The sequence below is a fragment of the Paenibacillus shenyangensis genome (genome assembly GCF_000346635.1).
Taxonomy (GTDB): Bacteria; Bacillota; Bacilli; order Paenibacillales; family Paenibacillaceae; genus Saccharibacillus; species Saccharibacillus dauci.
Genome location: NZ_AOIG01000010.1, coordinates 74,783 through 99,027 on the forward strand (window position 1 = coordinate 74,783; position 24,245 = coordinate 99,027).

Here is a 24,245-nt window from a genome sequence, read left to right on the forward strand (position 1 = left end):
TATAATAAGTAAGTCTGTATCATCCAGTGGTCAATTTTACACTTTGAATATCCGCATTTTCAAAAAGAATATAAACCAATCTGCTTCACTTCTTCTTTCTGCACATTTGCTGGAATTTGTGGCAAGTTAATTTATTTCTATTGTACAAAGCGGGACATTAATTGCTGTAAATGGATTTAAATGAAACAAATAGTTAGATCCACTGGACTACTTCTGTGATAGCAAAGGGGCTGAGCACAATGAATTCTTTTACAACCATGCTGCAAAAATATGCTGAACTGGTCATTCAGGTTGGCGTAAATATCCAGCCAGGTCAGGTGCTGATTGTTAATGCACCTCTGGAGACGGCCGAACTGACAAGGCTGATTGTAGCCAAAGCCTATGACGCCGGTGCCAAATACGTCATGGTCGATTGGGATGACGAGCAGGTCACTCGTATCCGCTACGAGCATGCAGCCGATGATACGTTTGGCTATTATCCGCAGTGGCATGCCGACATGATGGAGAAATTCGCCGAAGAAGGCGGAGCCATTCTGCGTATCAAAGTACCGAATCCGGAGCTGTTTGATGGTATTGATTCCTGGAAAGTATCCGCTTCGGTCAAGGCTACAGCGATAGCCAATGAGAAATACAGCGTCTACACACGCAACAGCCGCATCAGCTGGTCGCTCATCAAAGCACCGACTGCAGCCTGGGCGAACAAGGTATATGCCGATCTGCCCGAAGCAGAGCGCATCCCTGCGATGTGGGAAGCGATCTTCATGATGAACCGGGTTACCGCAGACAATGATCCGGTAGCCGCCTGGCGCGAACATATCGAGCATCTGCGTAAAGGCAAAAATCTGCTGAATGGCAAAAAGTACAAAAGCCTGCATTACCGCGCGCCTGGAACAGACTTGCATGTACAGCTGCCGGAAGGCCATATCTGGCGTAGTGGCGGTGGCGAGAATGACGCGGGTACTTACTTTGTCGCCAACATGCCGACAGAGGAAGTATTCTCCATGCCTCATCGCACCGGTGTAAATGGAACGGTGAAGAGCACGATGCCGCTGAACCTGAACGGCCGCTTGGTCGAAGGCATCACACTGACATTCAAAGATGGCAAAGTCGTGGAATATGATGCGGCAGCCGGACGCGAGTACCTGACCGATCTGCTGGATACGGATGAGGGCGCTTCCTATCTTGGAGAAATTGCGCTTGTTCCATACGACTCTCCGATTTCCAGATTGAATCGTATTTTCTACAATACGGGTATTGATGAGAATGCATCTTGCCACTTTGCGCTGGGTAGCGCCTATCCAACCAATATCGAAGGCGGTACGCAGCTTAGTAAGGAAGAGCTGGTACAGCGCGGCGCCAATGTCAGCCTGACCCATGTGGACTTTATGGTTGGCTCGGCAGAACTGGATATTGACGGTGAACTGCCGGATGGCACGATTGAACCGGTCTTCCGTCAGGGCAACTGGGCATTCTGATTTTCCGAATCTTTTTCATAGGTGCATCATCAACCAGACGGGGTCATTAGATCCCGTCTTTTTGCTGTATTTTCCTGCTGATGCAGTAAAAGAAACTGCCCATTTTTTTTTGAAATCAGTCGATTTGGATGATCGGCATCTAACAGAAGATAGGTACGACTATAAGTCGATAAAATGCAAAAAGAGAAGACAATAAATAATTTTTTATGGCATAAAGTAAAATTTTTAATCATTTTTAGACAGGTATCCCCTCTTCAAAGCAGAAGTACTAACACAACACCATTGCCAATACTCCAATAAATTAGACATTCTTTGCTAAAAGCTGACACGAAAAATGTACGTCAACCATTCTCTCAACAAAAGGGTAAAGGGTGATTGCCATCATGATCTATCAAGATGCAACGTATTCGCTGCAGGAAAGAGTACAGGATTTATGTTCACGAATGACCAGGGAGGAAAAAGTCGGGCAGCTGGTACAAATATTCGGCTGGCAGACATTTGAACGCAATTCTGACGGTACGATTACATTAACCGAAGAATTCAGACAGCAGATCCGGGAAGGCCGGATAGGTGCGCTCTACGCAGCACTGCGTGCCGATCCATGGACAGAAGTTACACTGGAGACCGGGTTGTCTCCGCGTGAGGGAGCAGCTGCGCTGAATACCATTCAGAAGTATGCAATAGAGCAATCCCGGCTGGGCATTCCGCTGATGTTTGGCGAAGAGTGCTCGCATGGACATATGGCGATCGGCGCTACCGTCTATCCGGTGCCGCTGCTGGCTGCCAGCACATGGAACACCGAGCTGTATGAAGAGATGTGTCATGCGGTGGCGATAGAGACGCGCAGTCAGGGCGGAGTGGCCACTTATTCACCAGTACTCGATATTGTACGCGATCCGCGCTGGGGGCGTACAGAAGAGACGTATGGCGAAGATCCTTATCTGGCTGGCGAGCTGGCTGCAGCTGCTGTAAGAGGACTACAGGGTCGGGGGCTGGATGCACCGGACAGTGTAATGGCTACACTCAAGCATTTTGCAGGCTATGGCGCTTCGGAGGGTGGACGCAATGCAGCGCCTGTACATATGGGGATGAAGGAACTGCACGAGGTGGATCTGGTTCCTTTTCGCAAGGCCGTAGAGGCGGGAGCTGTATCGGTCATGACCGCCTATAACGAGATCGACGGTGTGCCGTGCACATCCAGCGAGTATCTGCTGGAAGAGGTACTGCGCAGACAATGGGGATTTGACGGATTCGTCATCACCGATGCCAGCGCCATGAATATGCTGGTACACGGATATAATATTGTAGAAAATGGCGAGCAGGCAACAGCACTCGCACTGAAGGCAGGCATTGACCTGGAGATGTCCGGTTCCATGTTCAGCCGGTATCTGAATTCTGCGCTGGAGCAGGGAATCGCCGATGAAGCACATCTGGATCAGGCGGTGCAGCGTCTGCTGGAGATCAAGTTCCGACTGGGATTGTTTGACCATCCTTATGTAGATCCTGACCGGGCGGAGCAGCTCATTCATTCGCAAGAGCACATTGAGCTGGCACGGGAAGTCGCCCGCCAGGGCATTATTTTGCTCCAGAACAAAGAGAATGCGCTTCCAATCCAATTGGAGACAGCTGGTAAAATTGCAGTTATCGGTCCCAACGGCAACACGCCGTATAACCAGCTGGGTGATTATACTTCGCCACAACCGGAAGGCAAAGTTATTACTGTGCTGGAAGGCATTCGTCAATATCTGGCAGCAAAGGGGCTGGATGATCAGCTTCTGTATGCGCCAGGCTGCCGCATCCGTGATGAATCGGAGGAAGGGTTTGCATACGCATTGGAAGTGGCAGGGCAGGCAGAGACCGTAGTGATGGTGCTTGGAGGTTCGAGCGCAAGGGACTTTGGCGAAGGCACCGTCGATCTGCGTACCGGCCAATCTCTGGTACATAATTCCGGAGCGAGCGATATGGAGAGCGGCGAAGGCATTGACCGGGTAGACCTCAATCTGACCGGTGTACAGCTAAGACTGTGTCAGGCGGTTCATGCCCTGGGCAAAAAGCTGATCGTCATCTATATCAATGGTCGTCCAGTCGCAGAGCCGTGGATCGATGAACACGCAGATGCCATTATCGAAGCCTGGTATCCCGGGCAGGAAGGCGGACATGCGCTGGCCGAGATTCTGTATGGAGAGGTGAATCCTTCGGGACGATTGACCATCTCGGTTCCCCGTCATGTAGGACAGCTGCCGATCTATTACAATGGCAAGCGCACACGAGGCAAGCGATATCTGGAAATGGATCTGCAGCCTGCGTATCCATTTGGGCATGGACTGAGCTATACGACTTTTGCCTATAGTGATCCTGTGGTCTCACCGGCATTGATTCAGCCCGATCAATCGGCGGCGATTACCGTGCAGATTACCAATACCGGCAGCCGGGCAGGGTGGGAAGTCGCCCAGCTGTATCTGACCGATCTGGTATCCTCCGTAACCCGTCCGGATAAAGAGTTAAAAGGATTCTATAAAATATGGCTGGAACCGGGCGAAAGCAGCGAGGTCACCTTTACCCTGACACCCGAGCACCTGGAACTGGTCACCTCGCAGCTGAACAGGGTCGTTGAGCCTGGAGAGTTCCGAATTCAGGTTGGTGGCAGCTCTGTAACAGGCAAGTCTGCCGTTCTGACTGTTATCGCTGCAAAGTAACGGATACGGTTCAACCGGCATATTTTACAGCAGGATCTGCTATCTTAAGCTGTTCTTTATTAAGAAGCAGGAAGAGCCAATATCCAAACAGATCAATAGTAATGAAGTATTTGAAATAGAACACTTCACACTAGGAATAAAATACGCTAACCATGCCGTCTTTTCCCTACACGTCACTATACTACCATCAGCACACTATACGCGGTTTTTGCCCAAGGAGGCCCACTATGCATCGTATGGAACGATTTGTGAAGCATCTTGCCGAACGACAATGGCTGGAACAGATAGAACTGACTGACTGGACGATCGAAGAGGCACGTTATATTACAGCAGGACGCTATGAGACATTGTCACCCCGCCGTCAGAGTAATATGACGCTGCAGGGGAAGCACGGGATTACTTATTTATTGGAAGCCAAAGTGTCGCTGCCTGCATCCTGGGCAGAGCATCCGGCTGGACTGTTGTTCAGCGCAGGCGGCGGTGAAGGACTGCTGCGGGTGAATGGAGAGTTCTATCATGGTCTGGACCGCAATCACACTTTTGTTCCTTTACGTCCGGAACACGCCGGTCAGACGCTGCAGCTGGAGATTGAATTGTATGATCCGATTCCCGAACCGCATGACCCTTTGAACGGACAGCCGGAAAAGGTAATACCGCTTACCGGGTTCACTGCCAGCCAGGTTAGTGTAAATGCCGGATTACGCAGTCTGATCTACAGTCTGCGGCTATTGATGGACTCGGTTCGCCGTCTGCCGGAAGGAGAACTGCGCCGATTACATATGACGGAGGCACTCGAACAATGCATGAATGCCGCCTATGATCTGCCGGAAGATTCCTGGCAACTGGAAGAACCGTGGAGTCAGCTGGAACAACTGCTGCGTGAGCAGACCGGACCATATACTTCGTCACAGGAAAATAATGGACGCATGATTATGGTCGGACAATCGCATATCGATATTGCCTGGCTATGGCCGATTCGGGAGACGGTACGCAAGACCAGCCGTACGTTTTCAACGATGTGTACGTTGCTGGAGCAATACCCGGAATTTATCTATACCCAGAGCCAACCTCAGTTATTTGCCTATGTGAAGGATCATTATCCCGATCTGTATGCCAAAGTAAAAGCCTATATTGCAAAAGGGCGCTGGGAACTGGTCGGCGGCATGTGGGTGGAGCCGGATCTGAATATTCCAAGCGGCGAATCACTTGCCCGTCAGCTGCTGTACGGACAGCGATTTTACCGGGAGGAATTCGGTGTAACCTCGACGATCGAGTGGCTGCCGGATACGTTCGGTTATGCGGCATCATTGCCCCAGCTGCTGCGTCAGGCGGGGATTGACTATTTTATGACAACCAAGCTCAACTGGAATGATACGAATATTTTCCCGTATGACCTGTTCCAGTGGGTAGGCATTGATGGTACGCCGGTATTGTCTTACCTGAATCACGGGGTGAATGAGTCGACCAGTGTTAAGGATATCGATGAACACTGGCAATCCTACCGTCAGAAAAATGTCCACCCCGAGCAGATGCTGTTATACGGTCACGGCGATGGCGGAGGTGGCGTCACCCTCGATATGGTGGAGTATGTGCAGCACGCAGAGATGATGATCGGTCAGCCGCAGGCGTCTTTTGGAACAGCAAAGGAATTTTTTGACCATACTGCCGAAAAGGCTGACGAGCTGCCGACCTGGCATGGAGATCTGTATTTGGAGCTGCATCGGGGAACCTACACGACCCAGGCACGGAACAAGCGATACAACCGCAAAGCAGAGGTATTGTACCGGGAAGCGGAAGTGTGGGAACGGCTGGTAGCTGTACGGTTGAATCGTTCCAGCCTGTCTGTACAACCACATGAGGCAAAGAGCCATCCGGCGACAGGATCACTTGTGTCCTCGGTAGCAGCTGAGAATAATACAGATGGGCTATCAAATATCTCTGATACTTTACAGAATGCGGTGAATGCAGCCGATTACTCGGTCAGTCCGCTCATCTGGAATGGAAGCCGGGAAGCGGCGGGCCCGGTGATCACTGCTGAACGGTTCCGTGAAGGATGGACAGGTATTATGCTCAATCAGTTCCATGATATCGTGCCCGGTTCAGCCATTACCGAAGTCTATAATACGTCGGATGTGGAGTACGAAGAGATTATGCGAATCGGCCAGGGAGCACTGGATCAGGCGCTGGATCTGTGGATCGATGCGCTAAATCTGTCGGGTGAAGGAACAGCCTGTGTTGTATTTAACAGTCTCGGCTGGGAACGTGGTGAATGGCTGGAGATAGAGGGAGGCAAGGAGCTGCAGGGAATGGCTGTCTATGATCAGCAAGGGCAACGTCTGCCCAGCGACATCGTTCCTCGGGAAATAACCGAATCTTCCTCAGAGACGACAGGAGAGCCTGTTCTGCAATTCACTGCTGCCCGGAAGCGTCTGCCTGGTATTGTCCCACTGGATTCAGTTTCCACATCGGATCAGCAGCTGTCTTCTGGTCCGGATGCGGATGCCATAGAAGAAGTATTGCAGCCTGCTGAGACGGCAGAAGCGAGCTATCTGCTTCGCGTATACGTCCCATCGATCCCGGCATTTGGCTGTCGAGCAGTATGGCTTCGTCCGCAGCAGGAAGAGGTCATAGAAGCAGCCAACGCAGTTCATATTGAGGTGGGAGGCGAATACGAGCATGAGGACGATGTGACAGGTCCCGACGATATTGTACTGGGAGCTGGCGTTCCACCGGTCTGGGAGACGCCATTTTACCGGATCGCTTTTAATGAACGCGGTGAGATCAGTTCCCTCTATGATCTGCGTTATGATCGTGAACTGATTCAGAGTGGGCATACGGGTAATGCTTTTGGATACTATCATGATCGTCCAACGCTCTGGGACGCCTGGGATATTGATCCGCTGTTTGCAGGGCAGTCTGCTGGCAAAGCCCAGCTGCTATTTTCCCGGGTGATCATGCGGGGCAGTACTGGTGATATTTTACGGTTCAGCTGGCAGATCGGACAGTCAGAGATTACGCAGGATATGTATCTGTATGCAGATCATCCGAGAATTGATTTCAAGACACAGGTACAGTGGCGGGAAAGTCATAAACTGCTCAAGGTCAATTTCCCTGTAGATCTGGTGGCAGCCTCGGCTACTTACGAGATTCCATTCGGCGCATTGGAACGGACAATGAGCAGCAACACTTCATGGGAACAGGCTCAATTCGAGGTCTGTGGGCACCGCTGGGCCGATATATCCGAAGGCAATTATGGAGTCAGCCTGATGAATGACTGCAAATACGGCTATGATATCAAAAATGAAAATATGCGCCTGTCCCTGCTGCGTGCTCCCAAATGGCCGGATGTACAGGCAGACCAGGGGACTCACGAATTTACGTATTCGCTGCTGCCGCATGGTGGCAATTGGCGGGAAGCCCATGTAGTTCGTGCAGCAATGGAGCTTAACCAGCCTGCACCATACCGGCTTGCCAAGAGATTCGAAGCTGCTCCTTCCCAGACAACAGTATCAACGGAAGATGTAGCTCCGATACCGGCAGGACAGCCGCTGCTGCATTATGAAGCCGATCATATTATTCTGGAAACGATCAAACCTGCCGAAGATGGCGACGGTACGATTATGCGATTATACGAGTCTTCAGGCAGCCGCGGTCAGGTGAAAATGGGCTGGATCATGCCAGGTGATCCGGCTACCGGATCAGCAAGCGGCGATCAGGTAATGCTCACCAATCTGCTGGAGGATGAACTGGAACCTGTATCTGTAATTGACGGTCATATCACTCTGTCGTTCCGTCCGTATGAGATCAAAACCCTGAAGTGGAAGAGAGGTATTGTATCATGACTCAATCCATGGCAACTATTCATATGCCCGAACTTTCCCTGCCGCCTGCTGTGAAAAAGGTTCTTCAAGAAGCCGAGGAACGTCTGGCGCATCGTCCGCGCCTGGCAGAGCAGTTTAAAAATTGTTTTCCCAATACGCTGGAGACAACCACCAAGCTGCTGGAGGATGATACGACCTTTGTCATTACCGGCGATATTCCTGCACTATGGCTCCGCGATTCAGTGGAACAATTGATGCACTATGTACCGATCTGCGGAGAAGATGAAGAGCTGCAGCGTATTATTCGTGGTTTGATTCGCCGTCATATGTTCTACTTGTCTGTAGATCCTTATGCCAACGCGTTTAATGAGACGGCAAATGACTGGCACTGGGACCCCGCAGATGAGACAGATATGGGACCGTGGGTATGGGAGCGCAAGTTTGAACTGGATTCGCTTTGCTTTACCGTCCGGCTGGCCTACCATTATTGGAAAGCAAGCGGCAAGTCCGATATTTTCGATAGTGGATTCAAGCAGGGACTGCGCAGCATCTATGAATTATGGCGTACGGAACAGCATCATATGGAAGAATCACCGTACCGTTTTACCCGGCGTAATTGTCCGTCGATTGATACGATTCGCAATCAGGGCAAAGGGATGCCGGTCAACTATACAGGCATGATCTGGTCCGGTTTCCGTCCAAGTGATGATGCCTGTGAACTGCATTATAATATTCCGTCCAATATGTTTGCCGTTGTCTGTCTGCGCCAGATGCAGGAGATGGTGCGTTTTGTATACCGCGATCTGGAGTTTGCTGCAGAGCTGGAGCAGATGGAAGAAGAAGTGCAGCATGGCATCGAGCTGTACGGTATTTACCGTCACCCGCAGTATGGTCCTATCTATGCTTACGAGACAGATGGATTCGGCAACTATTGCCTGATGGACGATGCCGGTACACCAAGTCTGCTCTCTATGCCGTATCTGGGCTACTGTGCAGTAGATGATCCGATGTATCTGCAGACCCGGCGTTTTATTCTCAGTACGGAGAATCCATTTTATTTTGAAGGTAAAGCAGCAAGCGGCATGGGAAGCCCCCATACCCCACCAGATTATATCTGGCATATGGGACTATCCATGCAAGGACTGACAGCCAGCACCGACGAAGAAATGCTCGCCATGATCGATATGCTGGAAGCCACCGATGCCGACACCGGCTATATGCACGAAGGCTTCCATGCCGACGATCCTGCTACATTTACCCGTCCCTGGTTTGCCTGGTCAAATAGCCTGTTTTCCCATCTTGTTTATACCGCCATGCAAAAAGGTCTGCTGGACAAGTAAGTGATAAGGATGGACGTGTCCCAATCCCTTTTCGCAGCGGCTGAACTTTCACCAGCCCAACCAACAACTACCACCGCAAAGGAAAACATTCAACACAGCACAATAACACATCACACAGTAATGCACCGCATACGTACAGCCTGCTCACAATGATCATTCCACGGAGGCGATATACCATGAACGATCAACCAATCAAGGATACAGAATTAAACGTACCCCATGACCAGCAGCCTGCCGTCGTACAGGATGGGGTTCACAACTACAGTAGCGAAGAATCATGGGTGAAGCCGGAAGATCCGGTTCTGCTGGAACGCCTGGAGTGGTTTAAGGATCAGAAGCTGGGTTTGATGATGCACTGGGGACCCTATTCCCAACTGGGCGTTGTTGAATCATGGGCACTCAGTGATGAGGATGGAGACTGGTCACGCGATGGAATTGACTGGCAGGACGATCCTCAGGAGCTCAAGCGTGAATACTTTGATTTGAACAAGACGTTTAACCCGATCCGATTTCAGCCGGAAGTATGGGCAGATCTGGCGAGTGAAGGCGGCTTTCGTTATTTGAACTTTACGACCAAGCATCATGACGGCTTTTGTATGTGGGATACGCATACAACCAATTACCGGATTACAGGCAAAGACACGCCGTTTCATCGACATAAGTATGCTGATATTGTTGGCCACCTATTTGATGCTTTTCGTGCAAAGGGACTAGCGATTTCGGCTTACTTTTCCAAGGCGGATTGGCATACTCCCTATTACTGGGCAGATGGGATGGAGCGTGGGCAGCACAGCTGGCGTGGTCCAACGTATGACCCGCATAAGTATCCATGGCTATGGGAACAATTTGTGCAGTTTACACATGATCAGATTACAGAGCTGCTTACTGCATACGGACGTATCGATGTACTTTGGCTGGATGCGGGATGGGTACGTCCCGGGAAGAGAGGACAGGACATTCGTCTGGGTGAAGTAGTGGACCGGGCCAGACAGCATCAGCCATGGCTGCTGGCAGCAGATCGTACCGTCGGCGGTGCCTACGAGAATATTGTAACGCCGGAACAAACTGTGCCCGAGCATCCCATGTCGATTCCATGGGAAAGCTGCGTGACCATGGGCACGTCTTTTTCTTTCCGCTATGAGGACCAGTACAAATCGGTTCGTGAACTGGTACATCTGCTGATGGAGATCGTTGCCAAAGGAGGAAATCTGGCACTTAATGTGGGTCCACAGCCAGACGGTCGCTTACCCGAGGGAGCAATTCATCGTATAAAAGGACTGGGTGCATGGCTGAACGTATATGGAGAAGCAGTGTATGGGACTCGCAGCTGTGAACCTGCTTATACGGGAAACTGGGCTTTTACAGCGAAGATGCCGGAGCACAAAGTATACGCCAGTCATTTATATACCGACGAGCATACGAGTATTCCGGCAACTCATCTTATTCCGTATAAAGGAAGCGTACAGTCTATTGATCTGCTGGGAGAAGAGATCACCGCATCATTGATTTTCCAGCAGACAGCAGAAGGTATCGAGGTTCATTTGCCACTGGCAGTACAGAATGAAGCACAAGCCCCCATTGCTCATGTTTTTCGATTGCATGTACAATAAACACCCGAATAGGTGAAGAGTGATTGGATTAGGCTGAACTTATTCCAGGTTCATTTCACATAGCAAGTTGTGGTTAGAGGGACTATCTGTTACATACAGGTAGTCTTTTTATATTCAAAAAAACCACCAGTTTCAGCATTACCCTTTTTTGAAAAGAGTCATCATGTGCTGTTTAACTGATGGTTTGACTGATTAGCTGTTGTCATATTTAAATCATACGTCATACATTAATAGAAAATATAGAATATCGACTTCAATTACTTGTTCTTATCTACGATCATATCCGCCAGCACTCCGATTTGTCCGACAATTGATGTTGGATCATAATAAGAGAACGTATCATAAGGCAGATCGTAGACCTGACCATTTTTGACGGCGGGCAGACTGTTCCAGACAGCACTATTTAATACGGCTTTTTTCTGAGCTTCCGTCGTTCCATCATTAAAACAAATGAAAATCCGATCAGCATTGAGGTAATCGGGTAAATTTTCCATCTGGATCGGCAGAATTTGCTTGCGGCTGTCGATCACCTCTTTTTTGACATTGTCTAGCGGTTTGAACTGCAAGGCATCATATAATGCATATCCACCGCGTCCATAATTGTCGCCAAGAATAGAAATATTCTTTTCTCGTACATTGATCAAAACGGCAGTTTCGCCAGGTTTAACGACGTCCTTGATTTTCTCCCGGGCAGCACGAGCAGCTTCATCATATTGGGCTAGCCATGCTTGAGCTTGTTGTTCGCGTCCCAATAATTTGCCAAACATCTGAATCTCTTCTTTGGGATTATTGTACGCGGTGTAAGGAACATAGAGAGTCGGTGCGATCTGGCTGAATTGATCATATGATTTGACATCAAAATCATTAATGACGATCAAATCGGGATTCAGCGACATGACTTTCTCTATGGAAGTTGGGGTACCAACATCCTCTATGCCTTGCTCCTGTTCTTTTAGAAAAGGGCTGCCCATCCACCATTCTTTGGTGGCGGCGACCGGTTTTAGACCCAGGGCAATCAATGTACCATGATAATAAGTTGATACAATACGCTCCGGATGAGCAGGGATCGTAATTTTACCTTTTGCTGTATCAATCGTACGTTCTGTTGCTGTGTCTGTACCAGCATTGGTGCTTGTGTCGGTATTTGTTGTTGCTGTACTGGATGAAGCTGTTGGAGCAGTAGATTGTCCGCAGGCAGCGAGCAGCAGACAAGTCACTATCATCATCGCTATCATACAGGCTGGCTTAGTAAGCAGCCGATTATTCATTGTCCATTCCTCCAATTTGCTAATTGATAATGATTATCAAATAGAATCATATCAACCGGCTGTAGGTTCGTCTATGGACAATAGTGATCAATTCTTATGGCAAATATGATGCCAGACATTGCAGCCACTGATCTAACTGCAGTTCCTGGGAAAAAGGATCAAATCCATAAAAAATATGCGGGTCCATCATGTACACGTTTCCAGCCTGTACAGCAGGGAGCTGATTCCACCAAGGTGAATTCATTACAGACAGGGGAGTCTGCCTGGGCTCGCGATCCTGGTGCTCGATCGGATAATAAATAACAATCATATGATCGGCAGCATAATGATCTAGCTGGTGAAGAGGCACTTCCATATTTAACAGTCCCTTATGAATAATCTGCTGTCGAACAGATTCTGGAGCTTCACAGCCCAATCCATCGTAGATTAACGGACCGCCCATGCTGCGCAAATTACCGTATACATATACTTTTTCAGCTACAATCTTATAAATGCCTACTGTTTCGCGTTTGGCCAGCCAGGGTTGTATGTTCTGTCTGGCTGCTTCCAGTCGGATGTCCCAGCTCTGCAGCCATGCCTGAGCTTGAGGCTGGCGTTGGACACGTTCGGCAAGCCAGAGCCACTGTTCACGCCAGTTATAGTGCTCAAGCGAAAGTCTCTGAATCGGTGCGTATTCATTCAGCTGCCCTATATTCGGATAGTCTTCATAAGCGAACAGGAGGTCAGGCTGGATCGTTTGAATCCATTCTGAAGAGGGAGCAGGCAGATTCTCCAGATGGGATAGCTGTAAATAAGGCTTTGTCTCTTCTGCTTCACTTGATGAGCCGCCTGGTTTGGCGCTGGACAGCGGCCAGAAATGCTCCTGCCAGCGGCGAAGCATATTGATATCGAGATAACCTGCGGCTGGCTCGATTCCCAGATACAATAACATGGCTGTTAGCGGGATATCACAGGCAGCATACTGCTTGGGTGACGTTCTGTATTGACTGGGAGGCAGGCCGAACTGCTGCTTGAATTTGCGGCTAAAATAATGCACATCGCTGTATCCGCATCGCCGGGCGATCGTATCTGTACTCGTCTGTGACAACTGAAAATCCAGTCGTGCCTGATTCAGCCTCACTGTGGATAAATAGGTGCTGAAAGAGCATCCTTTGTAACTGCGAAACAGGCGTGAAAAATGTTCTGGAGTTACTCCCATTTGACGTGCAAGTTCATCGCGACGCAGATTCTCGCGATAATGCGTCAGAACATACTGAATTATTTGTTCAAAAGTCAGATGATCATTTTTGATAGTAACTATGGTTTCCATACATAACAATTGCAGCAGCTCATAAAAACTTCGATAAAAGCCCAGCATTTGTAATGGCTGATGCACATGATGTTCACTATATGTATTCAATTCTCCACACAGTCGACGGATTTCTGCAGGAGATTGGATATGTAAAATAGCTGCGGATTCGCTCCAATCTCCTTTTCCTACAGCAGACAAAAAAGAGGGCCGTGTTGCAAGCTTAGCCGATGTTGTCGTGGCAAGCAGGTAGTCTGCATCGATAGGAATCTCCTGTAATACCAGACGAAATAATTCCAACGGTTCATGTCCGGCATTACCAAGATGAACACCTGCACCTTCCGGGCAAAAAAGAATCTGCTGCGCATCCATATTCGCTGCATGTCCTCGAATCGTCACTCGTGCGCTGCCTTTGCCAATCATGAACAGGGTATCATGATCAGCTACCATCCATTGGGATGTAAAAGATGTATCAAAACACATCGATGTAAACGAAACAGGTCTCCACAGAAGAGGGATGCTGCCTGGTACAGCCGCTGGACGGTGGGGCTCTGAATGGGGCTTTATCGTAGGGATAGAATCGGTTTGGTAAGGTTCAAGCGAGCCTTCTCTCAATTGCCTGCGAACATTCGCTGCCTCTTCATCATCTAGTCGTCCCAGGTAACGAATCGTTTGATGTCGCACTTTGCCATCAGGATCGCGATACGATTCGACCAGTCGATAATAGGTATAGACATGCTGTCCGCGCTTGATCACTTGCTTTTTCAAAAACATGATTACCGTCACACTCCAGTTGAGGTCTACAATGAGAAGTTGGGTCTACATCGTACTTGTATTTTGCCGCAGATACGGGAGAAAGGAAAGAGGAATACATAAAACAATAAAAGATTGAAAGGAGTTCATACCCTGAGGTGGGTGAGAACTGTATGAACATTTCCCCAAATGCATCGTTTATGGTACATTTATAAGCAGAAAAGTCTGGACTTGCAACCTGTCCAAACAAGAAATGAGGGGAATGGTGGATATGGCTGTTGATGAGAACTATCAGCGGAAGCTGGAGGATCAGAAGCGGTTATTCAAGCAGCTGGGAATCAAGTTTGATGCACTTACAATTCACGAAAAAGATTTTACCAGCAAAATGAGAGGGTACTCTCAGGAAGAAGTGGATTTTTTCCTGGATGATGTCATCCTCGATTATGAGCGTTTCTACAAAATCATTACGGATCTGCTCGATAAATATAATGAGCTACAGCGCCGCCAGACGTATGAAAAAGAGCGTGCCATGGCCGAAAAGGAACGCGTTCATGAAGAGAAGGAACGTGCTTTTGCCAGAGCCCAGGCGCTGGAGAATGGCGTGGACAAGAGCGTAGTAACCGAAGCCATTGTCAGTCTGGAGCGTACGATTGCCCAGATGCGTGCGCGTCTGCAGGAAGACCGTTCAGACCAATACTGATAGAGTCATTATCCGGTATCCTGCTATTTACGATTTACAGTACATATGCCGGTAGTGCTGCAATTTGTAACCGATACACCAAAAAGGCTGTATTCCTCGAAAGGGAATACAGCCTTTTGCATACTGTTTTGTTCAAAGCGGGTTTAAACCGCCAGTATTTTTTGGAGCCGCGTACAATCATCGGTGAATACCGACTGCTGTTCCAGAAATTGCAGCATGGCTTTGATCATGCCAGAACGGCGCTGCGGATCGGCGATTTCCTGTTCCAGTGTAGAAAGTACCTGCCAGATTTCTTCTTTTTCCTGATCCGGTAGATTCAGATGGTGCAGACTGCGCTTTAGACTGAACATCAACTCATGAATCATGATCCCCTTGAATACCGGACTGTCTTGGACATATTGATTGCCAAGCTGCAATTCGTTGTAATCCCAGATCGGTTTGTAGCCATGATCAAACATATTTTTGGCCATTCCATCTACCATTTTGGCAAGATAGTCGGATATCTCGGACTGATCCAGATTGGACTTGATCCCGATGACCGGCAGGAACATGTATTGCATAAGCAGCCCACGGATCAGGAAGATAATATCATATACATAAGGCTTCACCTGATCGCCATAGATATCTACGAGACAGTCCGTACTCCATTGATTCAGCCGATATTCCAGTAGCAGACACTCTTCCAGCAACTTTTCATTTTGCAGGATGCTTTTGTCATGAACAGACATCATCACGGAATGGATTTTGCTCTCGAGTGTGCTTTTCATATGGACCTGAATAAAGCTGGATATCTTTTGCTGCGGTTCGTCATCCGCTGTAGCATAGAAGCTGAAAATATGCTCTTCCACTGTCTGCGAATGCATTTTGACTGTCGCAATCAGTACGTCTTCCTTACTCTGAAAAAACTTGTAAAATGAAGCTTTGGCCATTCCGCTTTCTTTGGCAATTTCATCGACAGATGTTGCCGTATATCCTTTTTCGGAAAAAAGTCGAACCGCAGCCTCGATAATATCTTCTTCTTTGCTTTTCAAGGGCGCTTCTCCTTCCATATATAATAGGCCTGTAAAATATCGAAAACGGACCCTTGCTGTAGCAGTCCGTTTTCGATCCGGCAGAGTAGGCATCGGAATACCAGTCTCTGCCGTCTATATTTGAGGTAGTATCTGTCTATCCTGATTACATTTTTGGAGCAGCTTTTAACTTTTCTGCTCTCCGTTGTTTACGTTCCATTTTACGGGCTTGGCGCTTGTCTTTGGAACGGGCGACAACCATATACAGAGACGGAACAACGAACAGAGTCAGAATGGTAGAGAAGATCAGACCGAAGATAATAACAACCCCGAGCGGACGGAACAGCAGCTCGCCGACCGTAGCGATAGGAATCATACCCACAATCGCAGTCAGGGAAGTCAGCAGGATCGGACGGAAACGAGCGGAGGCCGCCTGGATAATCGCTTCCTTCAATTCCATACCTTCATGTCTGGCGTCTTCGATAAATTCAATCAATACGATACCATTCCGGACGACAATACCTGCGAGGGCGATAATACCCATAACCGACATAAAGCCGATTGGTGTACGTGTCAGGAACAGACCGAGAATACCTCCGGCTGCCGCCAGATAGACGGTGGTCATAATGATGATCGGAATCGACAGAGAGTAGAACTGGATAACGATCAGGATAAAGATCAGGAATACCGCTACGATGAACAGTTTACCCAGGTCACCGAAGGTGTCTGCCTGGTTAGACGTTTCACCGCCAATTTCCCACGTATAACCTTCCGGGAAATTCATCTGCTGCAGTTTTGGCTGGATCTCCTGCATAACTTCTGTAGCTGTACGTCCATTAACATCTGCTTCGATCGTATTTACGCGCTGCAGATCATAACGGTCAATCTGCTGGATCGAGAATGTTGGTTTCATACTAACGATCTGAGACAGCGGGATCTGCGCTCCAGCAGAGTTGGTCACATTGACCTGCTGCAAAAGAGAAGACGGGCTGGCAGAACTGTAACCCTTCATATAGACTTTCATATCGACCAGATCTTTACCATTATCAAAGTCACCGACGTTCATACCACTGCCCATCATCAGCAGGGTCTGGGTCAGATTGCTGTAGGTAACCTTGTAGCGGTCCATCGCTTGTTTGTTAACAACAAAATCAAGAGCGTAGTTATCGATACCCATCGTATCTGTAATGCCATACGTACCTGGTGTATTACCGATAATCTGCTTGATCTGATCGGTCAGACTGCGGATTTCCTCCAGATCGTCACCGAGAATACGGATCGATACCGGTTTACCGACGGATACCCCGAGATCGGTTCCGCTAACGGAAGTCTGGATACCCGGATAATCTTTTTTGAGTGTATCTGCCCATTGATCGGTCGTCTGGCTGATATTCATGCCATGCTTACCGGTGACCAGAATTTGCCCGGCATTGGTACTACTGCCGCCGAGGCCACTCAAGTTGGTGAACAGCTGTGGAGCGGCGCCGCCGGAAGCGTACGCCATATTTTCGACTTCAGGCTGCTTTTTGAGCCAAGCTGCCATGCCTTGTACGACCCGATCCGTTTCCTGCAGCGATGTGCCGGACGGAAGATTGACGTTGATCGTAATCTGTGGATCTTCGGAGGTCGGGAACAGTTCCACCGGAGTGAATGCTGCCAGACCATAGGCGAATGTACTGACGACCAGACCGATCAATGCGATCAGCAGAGGACGTTTCAGTACTTTTGGCATCAGGCGATGTGCATAACCATTGCTGACGGCCTGAATTTGCCGTCCGAGTAGTCCGGCAGGCTTGTCAATATGACGTTTGCCGCGTTCGATCTGACGTTCTTCGTACCACTGACGGAAGATCGGAATAATCGTCAGGGACATGATCATTGACGCCAGCATACATAGAGAGATAATCGTCGGAATCGGCCGGATAAAGGCACCCATATCACCCTGCAATACCATCAGCGGCAGGAAAGCCGAGATCGTTGCCAGCGTAGCGGTAATAATGGAGATGGCCACTTCCTTGGTTCCTTTGATCGAGGCATCCGTCGGATTCTCACCGAGTGTGGACAGCCTTCGTTCAATATTGTCGTTGACGACGACCGCGTCATCGACCAGAATCCCGAGTACGATAATCAGACCAACAATTGTAATCTGATTCAGTGTAATACCAAGACCCGGCAGGAAGATCAAGCCGAGCGCAATCGAGATTGGAATGGCCAGTGCGACAAAACCCGCAGTCAGCAGATTCATCCCGAGCGTACAAATCAGGATAACCGCTGCAATAGCGATCAGCATTTCCTTGATCAATCCGCCGAAGATTCGTTCCACTTCGTCATTCTGTGCAAAGAGGGAGACGATTTTCACATTGGCTGGCAGTGTCTTTTTGAGAGAATTCATTTTCTCGGTCAGGCGTTCATTCATCGTTGGTACGTCAGAGCCAGTCTGGCTGCTGATATCCAGTGAGATGGAAGGTACACCATTGTAGTAGCTGAGATAGGACTCGGTTTCTTTGAGCAGCTGTACATCAGCTACATCTTTGAGATACACAGGGATACCGGCTTCGGTCTGGAAGACCACAATATCCTTGAGTGCATTGTAATCGGTTGTCTTATCAACAGTCAGCTGATACGAACGATTCTCATAGGTGAGATTACCTGTAGGAACGCGGTTATTCTCTGACTGGATCGCCTGACGAACCGTTTCCCACGAGATGTTGTACTGTTGCAACTTGGCCATATCCAGATCAATACGTACCTGCTGATCCGGAATACCCTGGATTTCTACGCTGGTAATCCCTGGTACGGAACGAAGCTGGTCACGCCAGGTATTCATCAGATCGCTGAGTGCATAGATATCTTCTTTGGTTTTGCCGTAGATGGCAAAGGACTGGACAAAGGTGGATGTCAGGTTATCATTGACGACCGGTGCATCGGCATCGGAAGGCAGTTCCGCCTGAGCATCTTCAACCTTGCGTCGTAGTTCATTCCAGGTATCTTTGGCATTCGCATCATCCTCGGCCTGAACGGTAATCGTCGAGATGCCGTTACCCGAGGTAGAAGAGATCGTTTTGAGATTGGTGACCTCTTTGATCTTCTGCTCCAGTACTTCCGTGACGGTCTGTTCCATCAATTCCGGTGTTGCACCGGCGTATGTAGTGGTAACAAGAGCCGTTTTGACAACGATGTCCGGCATGAGCTGCTTCGGCATCTGGGACAACTGTGTGACGCCGAAGAGGATGAGCATAACGAAGAACAGTAAAGTGATTTTACGTTTGCGGACAAAGTAATTAATCATTAGCTTTGGCCCCGCTATTCGCATTGTTGGTAGCTGCCGGTGCAGCAGCTTTGTTGTCCTGTGCCTGGCCGACTGTCAGATCATCTCCGTCAAAGAGACGGTCTGCACCGCGGGTAACGACTTTATCGCCTACTTTCAGCCCGCCGATGATTTCGTAGCGGTTATTGTACAGATTGCCGAGTTTGACGGTCGTTTTAACTGCTTTGCCATTTACTTCTTTGAATACATACGGATCACTACCGGAGCTGATCACGGCTTCAACCGGCAGCAGAATTCCCTGTTTGGAAGAAGCCTGGCGGGAAGCGCTCACGACTTGACCGGGTTTCCAGTCTGCATTGGGATTGCTGATGGCTACTTCAACATTAATAGAACCTGTATTTTCGTTGGTTTGCGGATACAGTTTGGCGACTTTGCCGGTGCGGACTTCATCGTAGAGACTGATGCTGACCTGCTGACCGACTTTCCACTGGGCAATCTCGCTATCCGGGATCGGCAGCAGCACTTTGAGACGGTTGATTTCACCGATGCTGAATACTTCGGTACCGGCACTGACAGTCTGTCCGTCCGAAATCTGCTTGGTCAGAATAACACCGGAAGCCGGTGCTTTGAGATTAGCGCGGGACAGCTTGAGCTTGGCTGTGTTAAGCGCAATAACTGCCTGATCATAGCTGGCCTGGGATTGTTCTACCCCGGCTTGAGCTTGTTCTACAGCTGCATTCGCTTGAGCAACGCTGGCCTGTGCATTTTCAATACCTACCTGAGCCTGTTTGACAGCTGCCGCAGCCGAAGCACGGTCTGACTGGCTGGCTCCTTCGAGAATAAGGGAAAGTTGCTCCTGAGCATCTTTGAGGCTTTCACTTGCGTTGGTAAGAGTCGTCTGCGCCTGCTCGTTTTCCTGCTGGCTTAACAGACCATTATCAAAAAGGGTCTGTGCGCGGGTAGCGGCCGTTTTGGCTTGATCATAAGCAGTTTGAGCTTTGGTTACAGCATTTTGAGCCTGTGCTTTTTCCTGTGGACGTTTGCCGGATAATACGCCCTGCTCACTGGCACGGGCACTTTCAACCTGAGCCTGTGCAGAAGCAACTCCAGCAGCAGCAGCCTGTTGGCCCGCTTTGGCATTAGTCATGGAAGCACGTGCGCTTGAGAGCGCAGCCTGTGCGGCAGCAACGGATTGATTGGCATTTTCGACTTCAAGTTGAATATCTGCCGTATCCAGCTGTGCCATCGCAGATCCCTTATTGACACGGTCACCTACATCACCATTTACGGAAGAGACCGTTCCATTAATCTGAAAGGAAACAGGTGTCTCATCATAAGCAGCGAGGGTACCGGACAGATCATAAACAGCATCCAGTGATTCTTGTTTGACAGTGGCAACCTGAACCGTAGTGCTTGCCGGTTCCACTGCAGCATTTTCAGTTGAACAAGCAGTCAGGCTGACTGCCAGCAGAAGTGCTGTAAAGGCCATTGGCCAGCTCTTCTTCATAATTTCAGTATCCTCCTCTAAACTCCCCAGTTTTTTTTGTACTCTCTAGTTCATGGGTGAATTATAGAATCAATCCACACTACTTGTCAATTGTAACAACCGCCGTTTTCTATGTACTCAATCCCGGGATGTAGATTCAAACTATCAAAAATACGTCCTCAAACCGATGTTAAAATAAAAGCACTTCATAATAGAAGAAAGATAACCATCTCCTTTCGCAGGTACTTTTCCATTTAATGAAAGAAAAAGAAACGAATATTGTGAATATTATGTGAACGTGGATCAGTTTGTTGTATAATCGAGATACAAAATATGGAAGGAATGGTGTTGCACATGAGACCGGATGAAGATCGGAACAGACAGCATGATGGCGAGGAGCAACCTCAATACCTGGCTGTAAAGCCGCCCATATTACGTGAACGGATGCAATTACTGATCGCAGCAGTGCTGCTTGTAGCTGTTGCGATTATACTGATCGAGTGGCAGTGGTAGTCTGAACAGAGAGTTATAGTACGGATATCACCATGCGGGATTCTGGGTATTACATCAGAGTCCTGCTTTTTGGAATGAAGAGAATTAGCAGAGCATTTGCTGAAAGAGAAGGCAGGACGGATAGTATCGTATACAAAATGGATTCGTGTAGTCTGATCCGCTAAAGTGGGTTATACTAAGAGGTGGGCCTTTTAAAAGTTTACCTCATTTATAACGATTATGGTTGATTTATTTCTTTAGGAATGCTAAATTAATTTTATTAGGAATACTAAATGTTTTTGTTTTTTCACACAACCCGTTATATTATTTGATGAAATATAGGAAAGAAGGTTATTGGTATATGAAAAAAGGAATGGTAGGTGCTTCTGTGTTTGCAATGCTGCTTGCAGCAGCGCAGCCGGCGGTACTCGTACACGCAGCAGACAGCACAACAGCAACAACAACCACTACAGCTAACGGAACAACCCCAACAGCAGACGGTACAGTAACAGAACAGGCGAAGTCCCAGATCTCCGGTGTAAGAGAACCGAAAAAAGTAGACAGCCTGAATCTGGAGAAAGTGATTGATCTGGCGATCAATGACTCTTATAATCTGGAACTGCTGCAGTTGAAATATAAAGTGCTGGATCAACAAAATGCCAGCCTGGGTATCGACTATGTCGATTATACCAATGCTTCTCCGGGTCTGACGTATACACCGAAAAAAGGCAGTAATGAAGTAGAACTGTCTCAGGGTTCCCAGACCGGCCAGACACTGGAAGACAACCTGCGTGATCTGGATACCCAGAAGCTGAACACACAGCTGCAGGTAGATGAAGCCAAAGAAGGTACAAGACTGGCGATGACCGGTCAATATGTACAGCTTCTGTCTTACCAGAAACAAATTGCCCTGTCCCAAGAGCACATCCAGGTGCTGACTCGTGATCTGCAGCGTGCACAAACTCTGCAATCTCTGGGTTCCGGTACACAGGAAGATATCGATACAGCAGACCGCGCGCTCAAAACAGAGCAGGATAACCTGACTACACTAAAAGATACGTACCAGAAAACACTGGCAACCCTGTGTTATGATCTGGGTATCGTATATGATCCTAATCTGCCACTGGAGCCAATCAAAGTAACACTGGAGCCGGTTCCTACAGTAGATGCAGATACACTGCTGGGCAAATCCTACCAGATCCAGTCTCTGGGTAACAGTGTAGCCAAAGCACGTACAGATGAAGACAAAAAAATTACCGGTAACAGCTTTGACGAGCAGGCACTGAAAGCTACAAGACAGATCGCCGAGCAGCAGCTGGAGCAGGGTAAAGTAACGTATGCCAAAGCGATTCAAACGAATCTGCAGGATATGGATACTGCATTCAAGGATGTTCAGACTTCCCAGCGTCTGGCACAGGATGCCAACGTTGATGGCGTGAATATGCAGATCCGCTATAATGCCGGCGTAACTACCAAGTACGATATGGAGAAACACCAATATCAGGTAGATGCAGCACAGGCCAAAGCGGAACTGACATTGATGCAGTACTTTGTACAGCAATCCAAAGTAAAAGCAATGAGCAATGGTTATATCGCGAACAGCAGCGCTTCAGGAGCTTCCGCTTCTTCCCAAGGCTAAGTATCGTTCCTTTTGACCTGATGAATCTAAATAAAAAACACCTGTCCGATGGACAGGTGTTTTTTGTGTGTTATACGTTATAGGTTATGCAATTAAGCAGAAGCGCCATTAGTCCATTCATTCAACTTGCGATCGGGTGGCAGCAGGAAGGTAAGTGCGCCAAGCAGCGGCAGGAAGCTGCAAATCTGCATAACGGGCGAGATTCCGATAGAATCGATCCAGCTACCGAGTACTAGTGCGCCAACCCCGCCTAATCCAAAAGCCAGTCCGGTGATGAGTCCCGATACGGTACCGATCCGTCCAGGGACCAGCATTTGGGCATAAACGACAGTTACAGAGAAGCTTGATGTAATAATAAATCCGATAACCGCGAGTAGAATACCGGTCCAGAGCAGATTGGCATAAGGCAGCAGCAATGCAAGCGGCACAGCTCCAGCCATGGAGAGGAAAATCAGATTCCGTTTGCCAAAGCGATCGGCCAGCGGTCCACCAAAAAAGGTACCCACAGCACCAGCAGCCAAAAACAGAAATACATACAGCTGGGCGTCACCTACACCCAGTCCAAACTGCTCGATCAGGTTGAAGCTATAATAGCTGCCGATCGAAGAGACATACCAGGAACGTACAAATACGAGCAGGATCAGAATCACCATGGCAAAAGCGATCCGGCTGCGCAGCTCCGGACGAATCTTCTCGGCAGTCTGACGCTTTTTGTGCAAGTTCTCGTTTCTCAGGGCGCCACCGTACCAGCGGGCAATCAATATCTGTACCAGAATACCGAGAGCTGCTACGCCAGTGAATCCAATCGCTCCAAACTGTCCATACGGAACAAAAATCAGCGTCGTTAGCAGCGGAGCAAGTGATTGTCCAGCATTACCGCCGACCTGGAAAATGGACTGGGCAAGACCACGACGATCACCGGAAGCCAAATGGGAAACTTTGGAGCCTTCCGGATGAAAAGTAGCCGAGCCCAATCCAACGAATACAACGGCGATCAATACAGCAGTATAAGAACCGGCAAGCGCCAGCAAGAGCATACCGGTAAATGTAAATGCCATACCGATCGGCAGAAGTGCCGGGGTAGGCCGTTTATCCGAGAAAAGGCCGATAAACGGCTGCATGATGGAAGCGGTGAAATTAATCGTAAATGCAATCCAGCCAATTTGCGTATAGTTGAGATTCATGGTCTCTTTTAGAATCGGAAAGATCGCCGGGATTACAGACTGCATAGAATCGTTAAACAGATGAACCAGCGAAATAGCAAGCAGAACTCCGAATATCGTCTGATTGGCAGCAGGCGGGATATTCCGCTTTTTGGATTTGGCAGCAGAAGAGGATGCCGTTGGGAAAGACACGGGACAGGACTCCTTTTAGATAAAATAATAGATGGAACAAAAAC

General features: G+C 48.7%; 14 protein-coding genes. 8 read left to right on the plus strand and 6 right to left on the minus strand.

What is annotated here, in order from left to right:
• Window positions 1–239 precede the first annotated feature (239 nt).
• The 5 genes from H065_RS0109285 (at window position 240) to H065_RS0109305 (ending at window position 10,942) form a co-directional block, all read left to right on the plus strand.
• Window positions 240–1,475: an aminopeptidase gene (locus H065_RS0109285; protein ID WP_017812773.1), complete on the plus strand. Its 1,236-nt coding sequence runs from the start codon at window positions 240–242 to the stop codon at window positions 1,473–1,475.
• Window positions 1,476–1,858: 383 nt separating this feature from the next.
• The gene (locus tag H065_RS0109290) at window positions 1,859–4,171 is read left to right on the plus strand and encodes a glycoside hydrolase family 3 N-terminal domain-containing protein (RefSeq protein ID WP_017812774.1); all 2,313 of its coding nucleotides are present in this window, start codon (window positions 1,859–1,861) and stop codon (window positions 4,169–4,171) included.
• A gap of 227 nt (window positions 4,172–4,398) precedes the next feature.
• A complete protein-coding gene (locus H065_RS26930) occupies window positions 4,399–8,013 on the plus strand; it encodes an alpha-mannosidase (protein WP_017812775.1) in 3,615 nt (1,204 codons plus the stop codon).
• The gene (locus tag H065_RS0109300; protein ID WP_017812776.1) at window positions 8,010–9,332 is read left to right on the plus strand and encodes a glycoside hydrolase family 125 protein; all 1,323 of its coding nucleotides are present in this window, start codon (window positions 8,010–8,012) and stop codon (window positions 9,330–9,332) included. Before H065_RS26930 ends, H065_RS0109300 begins: the two co-directional genes overlap by 4 nt.
• A 176-nt stretch (window positions 9,333–9,508) precedes the next feature.
• Window positions 9,509–10,942, plus strand: a complete 1,434-nt coding sequence (locus H065_RS0109305) for an alpha-L-fucosidase (RefSeq protein WP_017812777.1) — start codon at window positions 9,509–9,511, stop codon at window positions 10,940–10,942.
• A 257-nt stretch (window positions 10,943–11,199) separates the two neighbouring features.
• Here the strand turns inward: H065_RS0109305 and H065_RS25660 are convergent, their stop codons facing one another.
• The gene (locus H065_RS25660; protein ID WP_017812778.1) at window positions 11,200–12,210 is read right to left on the minus strand and encodes an ABC transporter substrate-binding protein; all 1,011 of its coding nucleotides are present in this window, start codon (window positions 12,208–12,210) and stop codon (window positions 11,200–11,202) included.
• 94 nt (window positions 12,211–12,304) lie between these two features.
• Window positions 12,305–14,266 (minus strand): AraC family transcriptional regulator, encoded by a 1,962-nt coding sequence (locus tag H065_RS26935; protein WP_238557924.1) that lies wholly within the window; start codon window positions 14,264–14,266, stop codon window positions 12,305–12,307.
• Between the two features lie 256 nt (window positions 14,267–14,522).
• Between H065_RS26935 and H065_RS0109320 the strand changes: the two genes are divergently transcribed.
• Window positions 14,523–14,951: a DivIVA domain-containing protein gene (locus H065_RS0109320; RefSeq protein WP_017812780.1), complete on the plus strand. Its 429-nt coding sequence runs from the start codon at window positions 14,523–14,525 to the stop codon at window positions 14,949–14,951.
• A gap of 143 nt (window positions 14,952–15,094) precedes the next feature.
• Here the strand turns inward: H065_RS0109320 and H065_RS0109325 are convergent, their stop codons facing one another.
• From H065_RS0109325 to H065_RS0109335, 3 genes are all read right to left on the minus strand, one after another.
• A complete protein-coding gene (locus H065_RS0109325) occupies window positions 15,095–15,982 on the minus strand; it encodes a TetR/AcrR family transcriptional regulator (protein WP_017812781.1) in 888 nt (295 codons plus the stop codon).
• A gap of 145 nt (window positions 15,983–16,127) precedes the next feature.
• Window positions 16,128–19,250 (minus strand): efflux RND transporter permease subunit, encoded by a 3,123-nt coding sequence (locus H065_RS0109330; protein WP_017812782.1) that lies wholly within the window; start codon window positions 19,248–19,250, stop codon window positions 16,128–16,130.
• Entirely contained in the window at window positions 19,243–20,736 is a 1,494-nt protein-coding gene (locus H065_RS0109335) for an efflux RND transporter periplasmic adaptor subunit (protein ID WP_017812783.1), read from the minus strand. Before H065_RS0109335 ends, H065_RS0109330 begins: the two co-directional genes overlap by 8 nt.
• A gap of 333 nt (window positions 20,737–21,069) precedes the next feature.
• Between H065_RS0109335 and H065_RS27845 the strand changes: the two genes are divergently transcribed.
• Window positions 21,070–21,228, plus strand: coding sequence for a hypothetical protein (locus tag H065_RS27845; protein WP_017812784.1), 159 nt, complete (start codon window positions 21,070–21,072; stop codon window positions 21,226–21,228).
• A 340-nt stretch (window positions 21,229–21,568) separates the two neighbouring features.
• Entirely contained in the window at window positions 21,569–22,846 is a 1,278-nt protein-coding gene (locus tag H065_RS0109345) for a TolC family protein (protein ID WP_017812785.1), read from the plus strand.
• A 92-nt stretch (window positions 22,847–22,938) separates the two neighbouring features.
• Here the strand turns inward: H065_RS0109345 and H065_RS0109350 are convergent, their stop codons facing one another.
• A complete protein-coding gene (locus tag H065_RS0109350) occupies window positions 22,939–24,201 on the minus strand; it encodes an MFS transporter (RefSeq protein ID WP_017812786.1) in 1,263 nt (420 codons plus the stop codon).
• Between the last annotated feature and the right edge of the window lie 44 nt (window positions 24,202–24,245).